The organism is Ruegeria sp. HKCCD7255, from assembly GCF_013031565.1.
GTDB lineage: Bacteria > Pseudomonadota > Alphaproteobacteria > Rhodobacterales > Rhodobacteraceae > Ruegeria.
Map to the genome: position 1 here is coordinate 14,660 of NZ_WQAG01000011.1, position 16,394 is coordinate 31,053.

14 protein-coding genes are annotated in these 16,394 nt (G+C 54.4%); 7 read left to right on the forward strand and 7 right to left on the reverse strand.

Annotation, left to right across the window (positions count from 1 at the left end; genetic code table 11):
• Nucleotides 1-28 precede the first annotated feature (28 nt).
• The 4 genes from GOX45_RS17345 (at nucleotide 29) to GOX45_RS17360 (ending at nucleotide 3,405) form a co-directional block, all read left to right on the forward strand.
• Nucleotides 29-835 (forward strand): ferritin-like domain-containing protein, encoded by an 807-nt coding sequence (locus GOX45_RS17345; RefSeq protein ID WP_171102633.1) that lies wholly within the window; start codon nucleotides 29-31, stop codon nucleotides 833-835.
• Nucleotides 836-958: 123 nt separating this feature from the next.
• Complete coding sequence (locus tag GOX45_RS17350) at nucleotides 959-1,564, forward strand: isoprenylcysteine carboxylmethyltransferase family protein (protein WP_171102427.1); 606 nt, start codon at nucleotides 959-961, stop codon at nucleotides 1,562-1,564.
• A 145-nt stretch (nucleotides 1,565-1,709) separates the two neighbouring features.
• Nucleotides 1,710-2,696, forward strand: a complete 987-nt coding sequence (cobS, locus tag GOX45_RS17355) for a cobaltochelatase subunit CobS (protein WP_171102428.1) — start codon at nucleotides 1,710-1,712, stop codon at nucleotides 2,694-2,696.
• A 7-nt stretch (nucleotides 2,697-2,703) separates the two neighbouring features.
• The gene (locus GOX45_RS17360; RefSeq protein ID WP_171102429.1) at nucleotides 2,704-3,405 is read left to right on the forward strand and encodes an aspartate/glutamate racemase family protein; all 702 of its coding nucleotides are present in this window, start codon (nucleotides 2,704-2,706) and stop codon (nucleotides 3,403-3,405) included.
• Nucleotides 3,406-3,474: 69 nt separating this feature from the next.
• On the opposite strand, the gene GOX45_RS17365 is transcribed toward GOX45_RS17360, so the two are convergent.
• Nucleotides 3,475-4,389 (reverse strand): response regulator, encoded by a 915-nt coding sequence (locus GOX45_RS17365; protein ID WP_171102430.1) that lies wholly within the window; start codon nucleotides 4,387-4,389, stop codon nucleotides 3,475-3,477.
• A gap of 578 nt (nucleotides 4,390-4,967) precedes the next feature.
• On the opposite strand from GOX45_RS17365, the gene GOX45_RS17370 reads away from it, so the two are divergent.
• Together GOX45_RS17370 and GOX45_RS17375 are read left to right on the forward strand one after the other, a co-directional pair.
• Nucleotides 4,968-5,717, forward strand: coding sequence for an acyl-homoserine-lactone synthase (locus GOX45_RS17370; protein WP_254430573.1), 750 nt, complete (start codon nucleotides 4,968-4,970; stop codon nucleotides 5,715-5,717).
• A 278-nt stretch (nucleotides 5,718-5,995) separates the two neighbouring features.
• Nucleotides 5,996-7,081, forward strand: coding sequence for a PleD family two-component system response regulator (locus tag GOX45_RS17375; RefSeq protein WP_171209272.1), 1,086 nt, complete (start codon nucleotides 5,996-5,998; stop codon nucleotides 7,079-7,081).
• Between the two features lies 1 nt (nucleotide 7,082).
• Here the strand turns inward: GOX45_RS17375 and GOX45_RS17380 are convergent, their stop codons facing one another.
• On the reverse strand, nucleotides 7,083-8,429 hold the full coding sequence (locus GOX45_RS17380; protein WP_171102432.1) for a cytochrome P450: 1,347 nt from the start codon (nucleotides 8,427-8,429) through the stop codon (nucleotides 7,083-7,085).
• Nucleotides 8,430-8,716: 287 nt separating this feature from the next.
• Between GOX45_RS17380 and GOX45_RS17385 the strand changes: the two genes are divergently transcribed.
• Nucleotides 8,717-10,144, forward strand: a complete 1,428-nt coding sequence (locus GOX45_RS17385) for a cell wall metabolism sensor histidine kinase WalK (RefSeq protein WP_171102433.1) — start codon at nucleotides 8,717-8,719, stop codon at nucleotides 10,142-10,144.
• 11 nt (nucleotides 10,145-10,155) lie between these two features.
• Here GOX45_RS17385 and GOX45_RS17390 read toward each other — a convergent pair whose 3' ends face one another.
• The 5 genes from GOX45_RS17390 to xylF all read right to left on the reverse strand — a co-directional run bounded on the left by GOX45_RS17390 (nucleotide 10,156) and on the right by xylF (nucleotide 16,271).
• Complete coding sequence (locus GOX45_RS17390; protein ID WP_171102434.1) at nucleotides 10,156-11,637, reverse strand: hypothetical protein; 1,482 nt, start codon at nucleotides 11,635-11,637, stop codon at nucleotides 10,156-10,158.
• A 133-nt stretch (nucleotides 11,638-11,770) separates the two neighbouring features.
• Nucleotides 11,771-13,078, reverse strand: a complete 1,308-nt coding sequence (gene xylA / locus GOX45_RS17395; protein WP_171102435.1) for a xylose isomerase — start codon at nucleotides 13,076-13,078, stop codon at nucleotides 11,771-11,773.
• A gap of 8 nt (nucleotides 13,079-13,086) precedes the next feature.
• On the reverse strand, nucleotides 13,087-13,890 hold the full coding sequence (locus GOX45_RS17400) for an ATP-binding cassette domain-containing protein (RefSeq protein ID WP_171102436.1): 804 nt from the start codon (nucleotides 13,888-13,890) through the stop codon (nucleotides 13,087-13,089).
• On the reverse strand, nucleotides 13,890-15,188 hold the full coding sequence (locus tag GOX45_RS17405; RefSeq protein ID WP_171102437.1) for a sugar ABC transporter permease: 1,299 nt from the start codon (nucleotides 15,186-15,188) through the stop codon (nucleotides 13,890-13,892). Before GOX45_RS17405 ends, GOX45_RS17400 begins: the two co-directional genes overlap by 1 nt.
• A gap of 63 nt (nucleotides 15,189-15,251) precedes the next feature.
• On the reverse strand, nucleotides 15,252-16,271 hold the full coding sequence (gene xylF, locus GOX45_RS17410; RefSeq protein WP_171102439.1) for a D-xylose ABC transporter substrate-binding protein: 1,020 nt from the start codon (nucleotides 16,269-16,271) through the stop codon (nucleotides 15,252-15,254).
• Nucleotides 16,272-16,394: the final 123 nt, after the last annotated feature.

Consider the following 16,394-nt stretch of genomic DNA (forward strand, 5'->3'; position numbering starts at 1 on the left):
CGAGCAACAGCCTCAGACGTTGACGGCCATGGCCGTCGACGTGCTGACCACGGCAGATGGCCGTGAAAAAACCGCGAAGTCGCGAGACTATGCTGCGCGCTGGCAGGCCGCTCGGGCTGCGGGTGAACTGATTGAGATTGGCGCTGCAACGCCCCCCGATCACCCCTCGCGCCCGGAAAAGCCCGAACTGCTCAGCCCGCGCGATGTGCCAAAGCGCAAGCCGGGATCCCCGGCAGGGCGTATCGCGTTGCTGCATGCGGTGGCGCATATCGAGTTGAACGCTGTGGATCTGCACTGGGACATCATCGCGCGCTTTTCCCATGTGCCGATGCCCATGGGATTTTACCACGATTGGGTGAAGGCGGCCGATGAGGAATCCAAGCATTTCAACCTGATCTGCGATTGCCTTGAAAACATGGGCAGCTTTTATGGCGCCCTGCCTGCCCATGCGGGCATGTGGCGGGCGGCCACCGATACGATGGAAGACCTGCAAGGCCGTCTGGCCATCGTGCCCATGGTGCTTGAAGCGCGCGGGTTAGATGTGACCCCTGGCATGATCGATGTCTTCCAGAAGGCCGGTGCAACCGACGCCGTTGATAGCCTGAAGGTCATTTATGCCGAAGAAGTCAGCCATGTGGCCTATGGGGCCAAGTGGTTCAACTTTGGCTGCGGGCGCGACAATAGCGACCCCAAAGAGGCGTTCCACGCGCTGGTCAGAAAATACTTCAAAGGCGGGCTGAAGCCGCCATTTAACGAAGAAAAACGGGCCGAAGCCGGGCTGCCACCCGATTTCTACTGGCCCCTGGCTGATGAGTTGCCCGCTTACGTGCGCTGATCCAGCGCATAACCTGACGCCCCCTCCTTAGACGTCCTTTCTTTGTTACAAATGCCTGTTACCGCCCCGAGTATGGGCCGGTGTTCAGGCCCATATCCGATTTGTCCGAAAGGAGATTTAGATATGGAAAACCTGATCTTCTCAGTTCACGCGACGGCATTATGGTGCGCCTTGGGCGCGGCCCTGCTGCTTTGTGGTTATCTTTCCTTGAACCTGCAGCGCCCGCAACTTGGGCTCTGGCCAAGCGCCAGCGGCTGGCGACATCATACCGCCTTTGGATTGTTCCGGTTGTTTTGCGGGGCAACCGTAGTCTTTGCGTTTAGCGAGGTTTGGGTGAATGGTTGGGGCCACTGGATCCGCTATGCCATCGGCCTGCCCATCATGGTGCTGTCCTTTGGGATTACGCTTTGGGGTTATCGTTTTCTGGGCCTCGACAACACCTATTGCGAAAGCGAGGGTCTGGTGACCGGTGGCATGTATGCCTATTCCCGCAACCCTCAATATGTGACGTCGGTCCTGGCCACGGTTGGGTTAGGGATCACCAGCGGATCCTGGACAACGCTGATGCTGGCGGCGATCCTGTTCGTGATCTACTTTCTGTTTGTCCTCAATGAAGAGCGGTGGCTGCTGCAAGGCTATGGCCGAGCCTTTCAGGACTATATGCAATCGACCCCGCGCTTTGTTGACGAACGCAGTCTGATACGCGTGCGCGACGCCCTTCTCGACTAGGCTGGGCCTATCAATAAGGCCAGTTTGAAAGAATAATCCGTTCAGCTTGCGCCGGGGGCGGCTTTCCCTTGCCCTCACCCGGAATATGTTGCACCACACACAGGTTCAAACCCGGTGAACGGGCCACAGGATAAGGACAAGGCGCATGGCTGACGGATCGATTGACGTAAACGCAAAACCTACCGAAGAAATCTCGGTCCGTGATGTGTTCGGCATTGACAGCGACATGAATGTCAAAGGCTTTGCCGAGGCCACCGATCGTGTCCCAGCCATCGACCCGACCTATAAGTTCGATCCTGAAACCACGCTGGCGATTCTGGCAGGCTTTAGCCATAACCGCCGCGTCATGATCCAGGGCTATCACGGGACGGGTAAGTCTACCCATATCGAACAGGTCGCTGCCCGCCTGAACTGGCCTGCGGTCCGAGTGAACCTGGACAGCCATATCAGCCGGATCGACCTGATCGGTAAAGACGCCATCAAATTGCGCGACGGGAAGCAGGTGACCGAATTCCACGAGGGTATCCTGCCCTGGGCCCTGCGCAATCCTGTTGCGATTGTGTTTGACGAATACGACGCGGGCCGTGCGGATGTGATGTTCGTGATCCAGCGTGTGTTGGAACATGACGGCAAGCTTACCTTGCTGGACCAGAATGAAATCATTACGCCGAACCCCAATTTCCGCTTGTTTGCTACGGCAAACACCGTTGGCTTGGGTGACACAACCGGCCTCTACCACGGCACCCAGCAGATCAACCAGGCACAGATGGACCGTTGGTCTTTGGTGTCGACGCTCAACTATCTCAGCCACGATGCCGAGACGATGATCGTTCTCTCAAAAGCGCCGCATTACAACACCGCTGAGGGCCGTAAAACCGTCAGCCAGATGGTCACCGTGGCCGACCTGACCCGGACCGCCTTCATGAACGGCGACCTGTCTACGGTCATGAGCCCGCGGACCGTAATCAACTGGGCGCAGAACGCCGAGATCTTCCGTAATGTTGGCTATGCCTTCCGACTGTCCTTCCTGAACAAATGTGACGAGCTGGAACGTCAGACCGTCGCTGAGTTCTACCAGCGTTGCTTTGACGAAGAACTGCCTGAGAGCGCAGCAAACGCAAGTCTGGGGTAAAGCTGCTTTGCATATCGGGCTGATCGGGGGAATTGGTGTTGCTGCGACGGTGGCGTACTACCAGCGCCTGACAGCCGCAGTTTCCGCGCAGGGACAGGCGCTTGAACTGACCATTGTTCATGCCGACGTTCAGGAATTGATCCGCAACAACCTGGCGGATCAACGTGACGCGCAAGCGCAGGTATATGCCAGACTGATCGACCGGTCGAAGGCCGCAGGTGCGGATTGCGCAGCGATCACGTCTTTGGGTGGTCATTTCTGCTTTGACGAGACAGTGTCTAGATCATCACTGCCCTTGGTTTCAGCAGTCAAGCCGCTTGATGCGTATTTCCAGACCCAGGGGATTTCCAAAGTCGGCCTGTTGGGAACCCGCGTCGTGATGGAAACCCGCCTGTACGGTCAGCTTCAGCATACGCTAGCTGTTACGCTCGATGATGAGCTCGAGCCCCTTGCCCAAACTTTTCAGGACATGGCGGTCGCTGGTACCTGTAGCGGCGATCAGCGATCCCTCTTTCTGGATGCCGGACGACGCATGGTTAATGAATTGGGCGCGGACGCTGTTGTTCTTGCCGGAACAGACCTCAACCTTGCCTTTGAAGGCCAGTCACCAGGCTATCGCGTCGTCGATGCACTTGATGTTCATATCGACCAATTGGCCAAGCTGGCCGCAGGTCATCTCTCACTGTCAGAAATCAAAGTAAGCGAATAGTCGAAAAAAAAGGAGAGCGGGAGCTCTCCTTCTCTATTTAGGCTTGGTTTTGTTCGAAAACCGTTCCGATCAGCCGAATTGAGCAACCTGGTCCTCGATCATCTCCGCCATTTCAACTGCCTTATCGATCAGGAACAACGCTTCCATTTTCGAAGAGGCCTTAAGAGCGACTTCTTTTCCGACCTGGAACGCCATTGTGGTGTCTGTCGAGCTCGAGTCGGCAACTTCGCTCAGTGGTGCGCGCAATTGACCGGGGCTGAGTTCCATTTCAGAATCGAGCAGCAGCAGGAACACACCGTTCCCCCAATAGGTCGCAAAATTGCGTTCGTTCTTGGTCGCCATTAACAGTGCGGCACCCGCAGCGCCCATGGTTTTGCGGAATTCCGCAGCACTGCTGGATTGGAAGATACGTTCGACTTCAGCCACTTTGATGGCGACGATTTTCGAAACCATCGAATGCATGGTCGACAATTGAATCACGTAGTTTTCAAACTCGGAAAGACCCATACAACCCGGCAGATCGCTAAAGAACAACGGATCGCTAAGACGCATTTCGCTCGATACTTCGGGCTCTTGCCACGTATACCCGTCTGCTTCGAATACTTCGATGGCCGCGCGTCGTTCAGCCGCCATGCGATATGCATCACCGAGGCGTTGCTTCAGATCCGAAAACTCAAACGGTTTGGTTACATAATCTGTCGCGCCTGCCTCGAACGCTTCGTCAATGTACTGCTTTTGCACCATGGCGGTGACCATGATGATAGGCGTAAACGTGTAGCCCGGCAGCTTTCTGGCTTCCTCACACAGAGCGATGCCATTCATTTGCGGCATCTGAACATCCAAAAGCAGGCAGTCGAACACCTCTTTCGGGTCATTCAAGATATCAAGTGCCTCTTGTCCGCTTCTAGCGGTCACAATGTCTTCATAGCCAAAGGCGGCAAGGACGCTTTCGAGAAGCTCCAGAATGCTTGGATCGTCGTCCACAGCAAGTATACGCATAACTTTTCACCAACCTCTTTGCACCGGGCATACCGAAGGCTTTTGATCACCATGAGTAGTTCGGAAATCCGGCGCGTGAAACATATAGGGTCTTAACAGTATGACTAAAGAAAGCGGCAAAAGGGTGACGTTAGATTGGCTCGCATATGTCTGCCCAAAACTTTTCGGCGTTCCGGTACAGATCAGCGGGCGAACACACGTCAAACGGGAACGCCGAGGTGTTTTATCCAGAACGCAAGCCACCTCAGCACCTGATTTGACCCGATCTTTTCGTTTCTCCGCCCGCCACAATCAGCCTGAGAGGCAGGTGAAACGAATCGAAATAAGAACAACTTATTATGTTTATTTTCAATATTTTAAAAGGCCCCTTTCGCGCTTGGGCCTCTAAGGCCAGCATGCCCGGAGTGTTAATAATTGGGCTTCCTGTGACCCAAGTGCCACTCTACACGCCTTGAGGGAGGTGAAAGTGACACACAATCAGGAATTTCTGCCATTTACGTCACTAGGTTGTAGACAATCCCTGCTGAATCTTGTCATAAGTGTGGCGAATGTATGGGAAAAATATGGACCAACCACTCAGGTATGCGCAGGAATATCCGGCGCCGGACGCTTTTCCGGACCTGCAACCGGCCAATGACACTCGGGCCGCACCAACAGCTGGAGCGCAACGCAATTTATATGCGTTGAAGCGCAAGTCTCCGACACCTCATGGTGAAATCGGCGGGGTTCAGGCGACCGTCATGAACTTTCGCAACATACATGAGCACGGCACCCTGCTCGCGAAATACCTTGAGATGCGCAAGCATATCTTTATCGACCGGCTGAACTGGCAGGTCGGTGAGGTAGACGGTATGGAATTCGACCAATACGACACCCCTGCATGCCAATGGGTGGTTCTACATGAATTCGGTGAGGTTCTTGGTGGTGTCAGGCTGATGCCTACCACCGCCCAATGCGGAATTTACAGCTATATGCTGCGCGATGCGCAACGCGGCATTTTGAAAGGTCTTCCGACAGACATATTGTTCATTGACGCACCTGTAAAAAGCAACGTTTGGGAAGCGTCTAGGTTCTTCATCAGCGATAGTGTTTCGTCTTCGCGCAGATTGGCGATCCAACAAGAGCTTTTTCACCAAATGACACTCGCAGCCCGAGCCGGTGGTGCGACAAGAATTTTGGGAATCGTCCCTGCGGTTTGGGCGCGGTGGTCACGCCGTCTGGGTGTTGGCGCATCACCTATCGGTGCAAAATTCTCAATTGACGGGACATGGAGCCAATCGGTCTTGTTCAACATCGAGAGCTACGCCAGCTGAAAGAGATTTGTCAGCTTACCGCGCTGCAATCGCCCGCATTCTAACCGCACCTAATCTGCTCGCGTGCGCGTGGCGCGCCTTGGCCTTTCGCGATAGCTAAGATCCAAGCGCGCCTCAATAACGTCAAGAAATTACCCAATTTCTTGTGCGTTTTCTTGGATTTCGCCGCCGTTTTGTCTCAGTTGCTTCCTAGTGTGCCTAGGCTAGTCGAGTCAGAAGCGGTTACAAGTATGAAACAGGTCAATCTCAGCAGCGATCGGTTCCAAAGCAAACTTGAGATGCGTGCACTCAAGCAGGCCACTCTCAGTGTGTTGGCCGTTGACGATGAACCCGGCATTCTTGAAATGCTCCAGTCTGCCTTGCCTGAATTGGAAAACTGTCAAGTCACGACCGCTACAACAGCCGACGATGCCTTGGAATTAATTCGAAGTGCCAAAACGCCCTTCGATTGTTTGCTTTTGGACATTCAGATGCCCGAAAAAAACGGCATCGAGTTGCTGCGCGAAATCCGACGCGAACCCGGCAACCAGGACACGCCTGTAATTATGCTCACGGCAATGGACGATCGCAAACATATCGAAGATGCGTTCCTCGAAGGAGCCTTCGATTACATCACCAAGCCCTTTGATTTCTTCGAGTTGCGCAGCCGCATGAATGCAGCACATCTGTTGATGATGGAGCGGATCAAAACGCAGACTTCGACAGCTTCGATCCGGAACCTGCGCGAAGAATTGGACCACAGTCAGCAGTTCAGGTTTGATGATCCGCTTACTCTTGATGGGCTACAACGCTGCCTTCGTTGCGTTGAGTTCAGCAACTATCTCGAACAGATGACGCGCGCGCGCCGCTCAGACACCTGGGTCACTGCCGTTAAACTGCAAGACGCTCAATATCGGTTTGATCTGGGCGACTATGGCGGCTTCCGTCGCGCCATCTCTGACATCGGAGAATGTATCGAAGGCGTAACGCGCGACAGTGAATCTATCTTCTCATATCGCGGCAGCGGTGTGTTCCTAATTGTGACCCACGGGCGCGAGTGTACAGATCAGATACCCTCAGAAGAGGTCCTAAACCAAAAGCTGGCAATGATCCTCAGCAACCGATGCGCCTCGGTCCATCTGAAAACTGTAATGAGCACGGCGGTTTCCATGCGTTCAATTTCCAAGGCCGGTGTCTCGGCAGCCCTAAACAAAGCCCTCGATCAGGTCAGCGAACGAGAGGACGCCTTTCGCAAAGGCACTATCGTACCGTTGCGACCCGTTTCTAAGGATGTGTCGGACACAAAGAAAAAGGGCACAGGGCGTCTATTCGAAACGGTGATGCAAGAGCTTTACGGGAACAATTCCTATTTGGCTCGGAAGTAACCTAGCTGACACGTTCGGCATTCAGGACAAGCGGCCCACTGGTGCGCATTGTGAATGTTAGAACCGGCTCGGGTATTTCAAAATCAGAAAGCGAGAAATTGATCCGCCTCAGCAACGAGGCCATCAAGACCATGATCTCGGTTTCTGCATATTGCGCGCCGATGCATATTCTTGGGCCGTCTCCGAACGGAATATACTGCCCACGGGGCAAATTGGCGTTCATGAACCGCTCAGGTCGGTACTCGGCCGGCGCGTCCCACAGTCGTTCATTCCTGTGTAGTGAATAAACTGGATAGAAAAGCGCGTCGCCCTTTGCGATCTTGATTCCTTTTATTTCAACATCTGCCGTCGCATCGCGCGCAAAGAATGCCGCCGAAGGATAAAGGCGCAGCGTTTCTTTGATATGGGCGCGAAGCAATGGCATCTTTTCAAGATCGGCAAATTCAATCGGCCCACTGGCGCGCACCGACAGGATCTCGTTTCGGATGCTGTTTTGGACTTCTGGGTTCAAAGCCAGCAAATAGTACCCCCACGCCAGGGCATTGGCCGAAGTTTCATGGCCGGCTACGACAAATGTCAGCAGGTTATCGACCGTCGTTTCCTTGTCCTCGAAATCCGTCTTCAACGCTTCGATCATGAAATCCAGAAAGTCTTGCGGCTCTTCCCGATTTTCCGCTCGACGTTGTTCAATGACCAGTCGCGCCAGATCGCGCATCTTGGTAACGGGTGCTTTGCTGACGACCCATTTCTTTCGCGGCAACCACTTGGGCAATCCCATCAGGTCAAAGAGCGAAAGATCGGAAATATAGTTAAAATAGGCGATGAGCCCAACACGGATCTGTTCGGCGCTGACCTCTTCATTTCCCGAGAAAATCACCCGAGAGATATTGGTCAGTGTAGACGCGGGCGCAATTTGAGCCATGTCCACGGGGCCTTCGTTTTCGGCCAGCGAGTCGGCGACCTCCATGCCAGTTTCGGCAAAGTGACGTGCAAGAACCGGCAGATTTCTGGCCGCGAAAAGCGGCGAATACCTGCGCCTCTGCTGGCGCCATTTTTCACCCTCAGACAAAATCAAACCGTTGCCGACGGCGGATCCGATGATGTCCTTGGTGAACTTCGCCTTTGGAAATGAGCGCCCCTGTCCAACAAGGAGTTCCGTGATCATTTCGGGATCACAAATGTAATGGATGTTCAAAGGGCCGCGAACATACGTCTCGCGCAACGTTTCTGCCGGTATGACTTCGAGCATGTTTCGCCCGGCCGATCTTGCAAATTGCAAAAGTGACACCGGTTCCTCGGCAAGCCTTGCCGAAACGGGGGTGACATCAAATTGCCTCATTTTCGTCATGCCAGCAGCGGTCAAACCGTAATTCCTTTAAGATTTTCGAGAACGCTCTGCCCCATTTACCGAGATATTTTCCGGATTGGCAACGTTATCGCCAATTTTTCGCCTCAACTCGGGCACTTAAGCAACAAGAAGTCTTTGGGCTCGACCGTTTCAACCAAACGGTTGCGCTGAACAATCACCGGGCTTGATTGATGACTATTGTCAAACTGTGAACCCAATTCCGACCAACTACGTCCTCATTGTTCAGCTAAGACCGAAACGAACGTTCGAATAACGAAGTTATTGCAATGACAGCCATCGAAGCAGCTCAACTGGCCCGGTCAAAGAACGAACCGGAAGACCGGCTACTGCAGAATATCAAAGACTACACGGCCATGAGCTTTGAGCTCTTGTGGCAGCGGCAAGCGATTTTTCTTGCCACGACGATACTGACCGCGTTCTTCTTTGATCCGATAAATGCGCTGTTGTTTTATGGCACAATCCTAATTTGCGAAGCTCAGGACCTTATCCTGGCCAAACGCGTGCCAAAGCTAAGGCCAGAACAGCACAAAGCCATCGCGATGATGGTCATGTGGATACTACTGAACACTATCCTCAGTTCGATCGCCATATGCTTGTACGCCGTCTCAGTCGCCTTCAAGCAAGAATCCGGTGGACATTTCACCCCTTTGTTCTTCCTTTTTGCAGCTGCCTTGTTCGCGGCGATGAACAACCATCAATTCGTTTGGGCAATGATCGTACGACTGGCCATGTACGGCATTTCGTTCATGATCATTGTCGTCAAAGACCTTTGGGTCGTCAGGCCACCGCTGTCGTCCGAGCTTTGGCTGCATTTCTTCACAGTTGTCTTTGTAATGTACTTTCTGATCGACTGTTCGCTTGTTTTCCTCAAGCTCTATCGCAGAAATCTGGAACAGTTGGAGAGATTGAAAGAAGAACATGAAAGAACAAAAGCGGCCTATGTCGCAAAAACCCAGTTCATATCGACAATTAGCCACGAGCTTCGCACGCCCCTAACTTCGATCAAGGGGTCGATCGACCTGATCAATTCCGGTGCTTTGGGTGAGGTTCCCGACAAGATGCTGAACCTCGTGCAGTTGGCCGGAAAGAACAGTGAGCGGCTGGCCTCGTTGATCAACGACATCCTGGACATCCAGAAAATGGAATCCGGTGAGATGAGTTATCGCGAAATCACGATCGACGCTCAGGCTTTGACCCGCGAGGCGATTTCGTCAAACCTTGGATTTGCCAGCGCCCACAACGTCGAAATCAAAGAAGATATTCCGAACTCGGAAGAACTGTTTGTGCAAGGCGATGACGTTCGTCTTCAGCAGGTCCTGACCAACATGATTTCCAACGCGGCCAAGTTTTCCTTTGACGGCGGGGAAATTACTGTCGGATGCAAGCGGATCGGCGACCGCGTGCGTTTCTTTGTCAAGGATCAGGGTATCGGAATACCGCAAGGCAGTCGCGACAAGGTGTTTGATCGTTTCTCACAGATCGACTCGTCGGACGAGCGTCATGCGGGTGGAACTGGGCTTGGCATGAATATTTCCAAGCAGATTGTCGAACACTTTGGCGGAACGATTGATTACGAAAGCACGCTTGGCAAAGGCAGCACGTTCTATGTAGATCTTCCGCTGTCCACCAAGGAAGATCGCGCTGCATCCACTGTTTCGGTGATACCGCAAGCCAGAATAGTACCATCCGAGTAAGGCACCCGCTGCTACAAATCCTTCAGGCCGAAGGCAGCCACTGGCTGAGCGCCATAAGACAAGCCCGACTTGAAATGTAGCTCCGAGCCGTCGACGCGCTTGATCTTGAAGGCTTTGCTGGTCAGATCTCGCGCCTCTTCGCCCGGCGGCAGTTCGCCATTCCATCCTCCAAGCGGATGATTGGCGCGGCGGTCAAAGTCGCAAAGATCGAATGTCTGAACGACCTTTACTGCACCGGGCAACTTTGTTCCTTCGCAGCGGTACTGCTTTGGAAATCGGGGATCGTTGCAGACCATGTCTTGAACCTCGACGTTATCATTCCACTCGAAGCGATCAAAAGCCTCGCGCGGCGGGCCGGCATTTTCTGGATACTCGGCATCGTAGAGACCCAACAGCGTATAGCGATCATTCCATTCGCTTGTGCGCCCCTTTTTTGCATAGGTCGTCCGCGTCTGGGCCGAGTTGAAGATTGACCAAAACCCTTTGCGTGCCCGCGGTGGCATATCGCCCGTCTTGTCCGGCGGCCCCAGGAATTTGAAAACCTTGCCGCCCTGATTATCCTGCCCGATCAAACCTGGTCGGCGGTCATTCAGAACCCAGTTGGCCAGAACGATAAAGTCCCGCATCGCGACCCCATCGATCGAGAACGCGGCGTGGCAATTGTAGAACCGATTGTTGTAGATACACCAGTCCTCGGCCCCCATCTCTGGCTCGACGGCGTTATCACGGATAAAGGCAAAGCTATTGTCGTGAATTCGCACATTGCGGTTCCGGGTTATGCGCGGTTCTTTCTTGGTGCCCTCGATCCGCTTCTCGCGAATGTCCATTCGGATGGCATTGAACGCGTGGCTGATCTTGCAGTTTCGAACCACAACCTGGCCTTCTATGTCGAAAGCCCCCAACATCGCGCCGTTGAAAAAACTGGCGTCAAAATGGTCGCGCTTTCCCTTCACCTCGGGCCAGGTATGGCGCCCATCCCACATGTCATGATCAGGGTCCTGCACCCATGTGACGCCATCCAGAACCAGACCTTTGGTGGGTTTCTGATCTGTTTGTCGCGCATACAGGAAATACCGCCCACCTGTGCCGCTACATCCCCGCACCGTCACATCCCTGCAGGATCTTAGGTAGATCGCATTGGGCCAGCAATTTTCAAAACTCAGGTTTTCGATCACGATATGATCTGCACCAAACAGTTTGAGAAAAGCAAAATCGCCATCCAGCGGCTCCAGCCCGCCATGTCGCCCGTCATCGCGTGTTTTCCCACCGTCCAGCATCGCGCGGCCTCGGCGTGGCCCGCGAATTGTGATGGGGTGTGCTTTTGTTCCCGAAATCGCAATCACCGCAGGGGTGGGATAACGGCCCGGCAAAAGCTCAATCGTATCGCCGGGCCTGGCCTTGCCAATCGCCGTTTGCAGATCAAACGCCCAGTCAGACGACTGATCGGTGTTGTCGCGTCGACGCAAGCTGGGGGCCGCAAAAATCAATGCCATAGCGTATCCAATCAATTTTCCTGAAACAGGAAAATTGAACGAAATTCGACCGCGCGGCGCAAGTGTTTTGCAACAAGGCGGCACCAAATGGCGCGGCTCACCGGACCTCTTACAGGATACTGATGATCAGCGGTTAGACGAACCTATTGACGTAGTTTTCCAGTTTCTCTTGCCGACCTGAGCGCGGATCCGGGTTGATCCCCTGGTCCAAGACGCGCGCGGTGATCTGGCCCAGATCGCTGTCCAACATCGCCTCAGCTTCCGGGTCGGACCAACCCGCATAGCGTTCGCTCAGCGCCGCCTCCAAACCGCCATCCTCGATCATCGCCGCAGCAGCTTTCAGACCACGAGCGCAGATGTCCATCCCACCGACATGAGCAGCCACCAGATCCTCGGCATCAATCGACTGACGGCGGATCTTGGCGTCAAAGTTGGTGCCCCCGGTGGTGAAACCTCCATCCTTGAGGATGTGGTAATAGGCCAGCGCCACCTCAGGCGTATTGTTTGGGAACTGATCGGTATCCCAACCCGACTGGTAATCGTTGCGGTTCATGTCGATCGACCCCAGCATCCCTTCTGCCGTGGCAACCGCGATCTCGTGTTCGAAACTGTGGCCAGCCAGAATGGCGTGCCCCTGTTCCAGATTCAGCTTCACCTCATTCTCAAGCCCATACTTTCTTAGGAACCCGATGCAGGTTGCGGCGTCGTAATCATATTGATGTTTTGACGGTTCCTGCGGTTTTGGCTCCACCAGAATGGTGCCTTTGAAGCCGATCTTGTGCTTGTATTCGACAACCATGTTCAGAAAGCGGCCCATGTGATCCAACTCGGCCGTCAGATTCGTGTTGAGCAAGGTTTCATACCCTTCACGCCCGCCCCACAGCACATAGTTTTCGCCGCCCAGTTTATGAGTCGCATCGATGCACGATTTTACGGTCGCCGCAGCAAAGGCAAACACGTCTGGATCAGGATTTGTACTGGCGCCTGACATCCATCTGCGGTGGCTGAACATATTGGCCGTGCCCCAAAGCAGCTTGGTGCCGACCTGCTGCATTTTCTCACCGATATAGTCGGTGATCTCGTTCAACGTGCGCAGATTGTCAGCGAAATTGCCCTGCTCGGGCCGAACATCAACGTCGTGCCAGCAGAAGTAAGGCTGCCCCAGAATTTCAAACATCTCAAAGGCGATGTCCGCCTTCAGACGGGCGCGGGACATGTCGTCTTGCGGGTACCAAGGGCGCTCAAAGGTCGGGCCCCCAAACGGATCGCCCCCTTCCCATGCAAAGGAATGCCACCACGCGACGGCAAAGCGCAGGTGATCTTCCATACGCTTGCCCATCACGATTTCGTCTGGGTTGTAATGGCGGAAAGCCAGCGGGTTCTTGCTGTCCAATCCTTCGTATCGAACTTTTTCGATACCCTCAAAAAAACCGCTGGTCATGGTCTTACCTACTCTGTTTTTTGTCCTGGTTGCTTGCCCAGAATAATCATGGACAGCAAATCGTCATCTGTAACGTCGGCGATGTCGACCGTTCCAACCAGTTTCCCGTTTTTCATGACCGACGCGCGGTCACACAGTTCCATCACCGCATGTACATCATGGTCGATCAGGAATATTCCGATCCCCTGCGCCTTGAGCTGATGGATCAGATCCGCCACCATCTGGGTTTCATGAGGGCCCAAAGCTGCGGTCGGCTCGTCCATGATCAGGATACGTGCATTGAAGTAAACCGCCCGTGCGATGGCAACCGACTGTCTTTGCCCACCCGAAAGCGCCGAGACCGGATCGTTGAACTTTTGAAAGTTCGGATTGAGCTGCGCCATGATCTTGCGGCATTCGGCCTCCATCGCGGCATCATTGACCAGACCCATTGGCGTGATCATCTCGCGCCCCAGAAACAGGTTCGAGGTCGCATCCAGATTGTCGGCCAGGGCAAGCGTCTGATAGATCGTCTCGATATTGTTGGCACGCGCATCGCGCGGGTTGCCGATCTCGACCGGTTTGCCATCAATCAGGATCTCGCCCTGATCCATCTGGTAAGCACCCGACAACACTTTGATCAGCGTCGATTTCCCCGCCCCGTTATGGCCCAGAAGGCCAACAACCTCACCGGGATAAAGATCGACAGAGACATGATCCACCGCCTTGATCCCGCCAAATGAGATCGAGATGTCCCGCATCTCGACCAGAGGCGGTTGGCCGGAGCCACGACCAGAACTTGAAACCTGTTTTTGAGTGTCCTGAGTTTCCATCACTTGGCCCCCAATCGCTTGCGGTATACGATGTCGATATAGACAGCCAGCACCAGAACGCTGCCGACGACGATGTTTTGAAACGGAGCATCCACCCCAACCATGGCCATGCCCGATTGCAACGCTTGCATGATCAACGCGCCCAGTATCGCGCCGTAGATCGTTCCAAGACCACCAGACAATGCGGTGCCTCCGATCACGGCCGCCGCGATCACCCGCAGTTCGTCCAGCGTCCCTATATCGTTCGAATGGTTGGCCAGACGCGCCGATGCGACAACGGCTGACACGGCACACAGAAAGCCCATCAAGGCAAAGATCTTTACGGTCAGCAGGCGCGTATTGATCCCCGAAAGCTCTGCCGCGTCCGGGTTCCCTCCGGTGGCAAAGATATACCGCCCAAACCGGGTTTTGCGTGCCACGACTGTCAGAGTGACGGCAACAATGATCAGAATAAGGACCGAAATCGGGATACCATATCCAACGACCAGCCCCTCGGGCATTACCTCACCCCGCGCCTCAAACATGCGCTCTAGCCGGCGCGTCGGGATCGCATAGCTGTTGACGATGTAGACATATCCTAGGATGGCGATCGCGATGATGGCCGCCAAAGTTGCCTCGGCCCAAACGGGTTTGACCGGGAAACCATGCGCGGACTTGGCACGCCTGCCGCTCCACAAGGCCCAGATCGCTACCGCCGTCGCGGCAAATCCAAACAGCCAGCTTGTGGTCGTGCCCAACGTACCGTTGGTACCACCAAACATGAGGAACGTGCTGTCCAGTGGGCCAATGGTCTGACCGCTGGTCATGTACCATGCCACGTTTCGCCAAACCAGAAATCCGCCCAATGTAACAATGAAGGCAGGGATTGTCAGATAACCCACCATCCATCCGTGGAACGCCCCGATTAGAGTGCCGACAAACAGACCAACGACAACGGTTATGGCCCATGTCAGCGGATTGTTCAGACCCATGCCCAGGATGTTCGGCAATAGCTCGGTCTGCGTCATTGCCATTACGGCTGAGGTGGTCGCCAAAAGCGCACCGACCGACAAGTCGATATGTCGCGTCACGATGATAAAGACCATGCCACAGGCCATGATGGCCACCGAGACGGTCTGAATGGACAGGTTGAACAGGTTTCGGGGTGTCAGAAAACGCCCGTCAGTGACGACGTTGAACCCGATGCAAAGGATGACAAAGGCGCCGATCATACCCAAAAGTCGCATGTCCAGTTCCAACTGCTGGAACAGGTTCTGCTTTGCTTTTTGAGGTACCGGCTGAGACGAAGTTTCGGTCATTTCCGATCTTTCATGTTCAGCAAAGGGTCCCTGGCCCAAAGCGCGGGCCAGGGACTTTTAGGTTTAGTTACAAGGTGCTGGGCCGTTCTCGACGCCCTGGCACAGATCCTCCAGAGGGATCCAGCCAGCATCTACAACAACCGACAGGTTGTCTTGTGTGATCGGAACCGGCGCCAGGAAGACCGAGTTCATTGTCGTGCCACCCGGCGAGGTCCAGCTGATTGCACCATCAACATCGCTCGGGCTTGTACCACCACTCAGGGCAACAGCAATCTCACCTGCCGCTTTGCCAAGCTCGCGCGCGTCTTTCCAGACGGACACAGTTTGCGTGCCCAGCGCAACCCGGTTCAGCGCCGCGTGATCGCCATCCTGACCCGAAACCGGAATACCTTCCATGCCTTGCGCGGTCAGCGCCGCAACAACACCACCCGCCGTGCCGTCATTCGAGGCAACAACCGCGTCAACGTTGTTTTCATTGGCGGTCAGGATCTGTTCCATGTTCCGCTGCGCGTTGGCTGGAAGCCAGCCATCGGTATAGGCTTCGCCGACGATGACGATGTCACCGCTTTCAACTGCGGCCTCAATGATCTCTTGCTGGCCACCGCGCAGGAAATCTGCGTTCGGGTCAGTGGGCGAACCCTTGATCATCACATAGTTGCCTTTGGGCATTGCTTCAAAAACGGCGCGTGCCTGCATGCGACCAACTTCGACATTGTCGAATGTCAGATAAAAGGCGCGATCGTCTTCGATCAGACGGTCATAGGCAATCACCGGGATGCCTTCATCTGCAGCCGCCTGCACGGCGGGGCCAATGGCCTGTGCGTCCTGCGCCAGAATGATCAGGGCGTCGACACCCTGCGCAATCAGGCTTTCGATATCCGCCAATTGTTTGGCAGAAGACGATTGCGCATCAGCCGAGATATATTCGGCACCTCCCGCCTCAAGCGCGGATTTGATCGCCGCCTCGTCTGTTTTCCAACGTTCTTCCTGAAAGTTGGACCAGCTTACGCCGACGACTGGCTCGGCGAATGCAACTGTTCCAAGCAGAACTGCAGCGGCCGAAAAACCGAGAATTCGTTTCATGATTTCCTCCCAATTGTCGAGCCAACGTCCTTGATTCGTGGCCCTCACGAATTTGGATAGCATATTTATTTCAGTCGGTAAAATATTTAGTGTTCAAAACCCTCCCACTTGGCTAAAAATGGG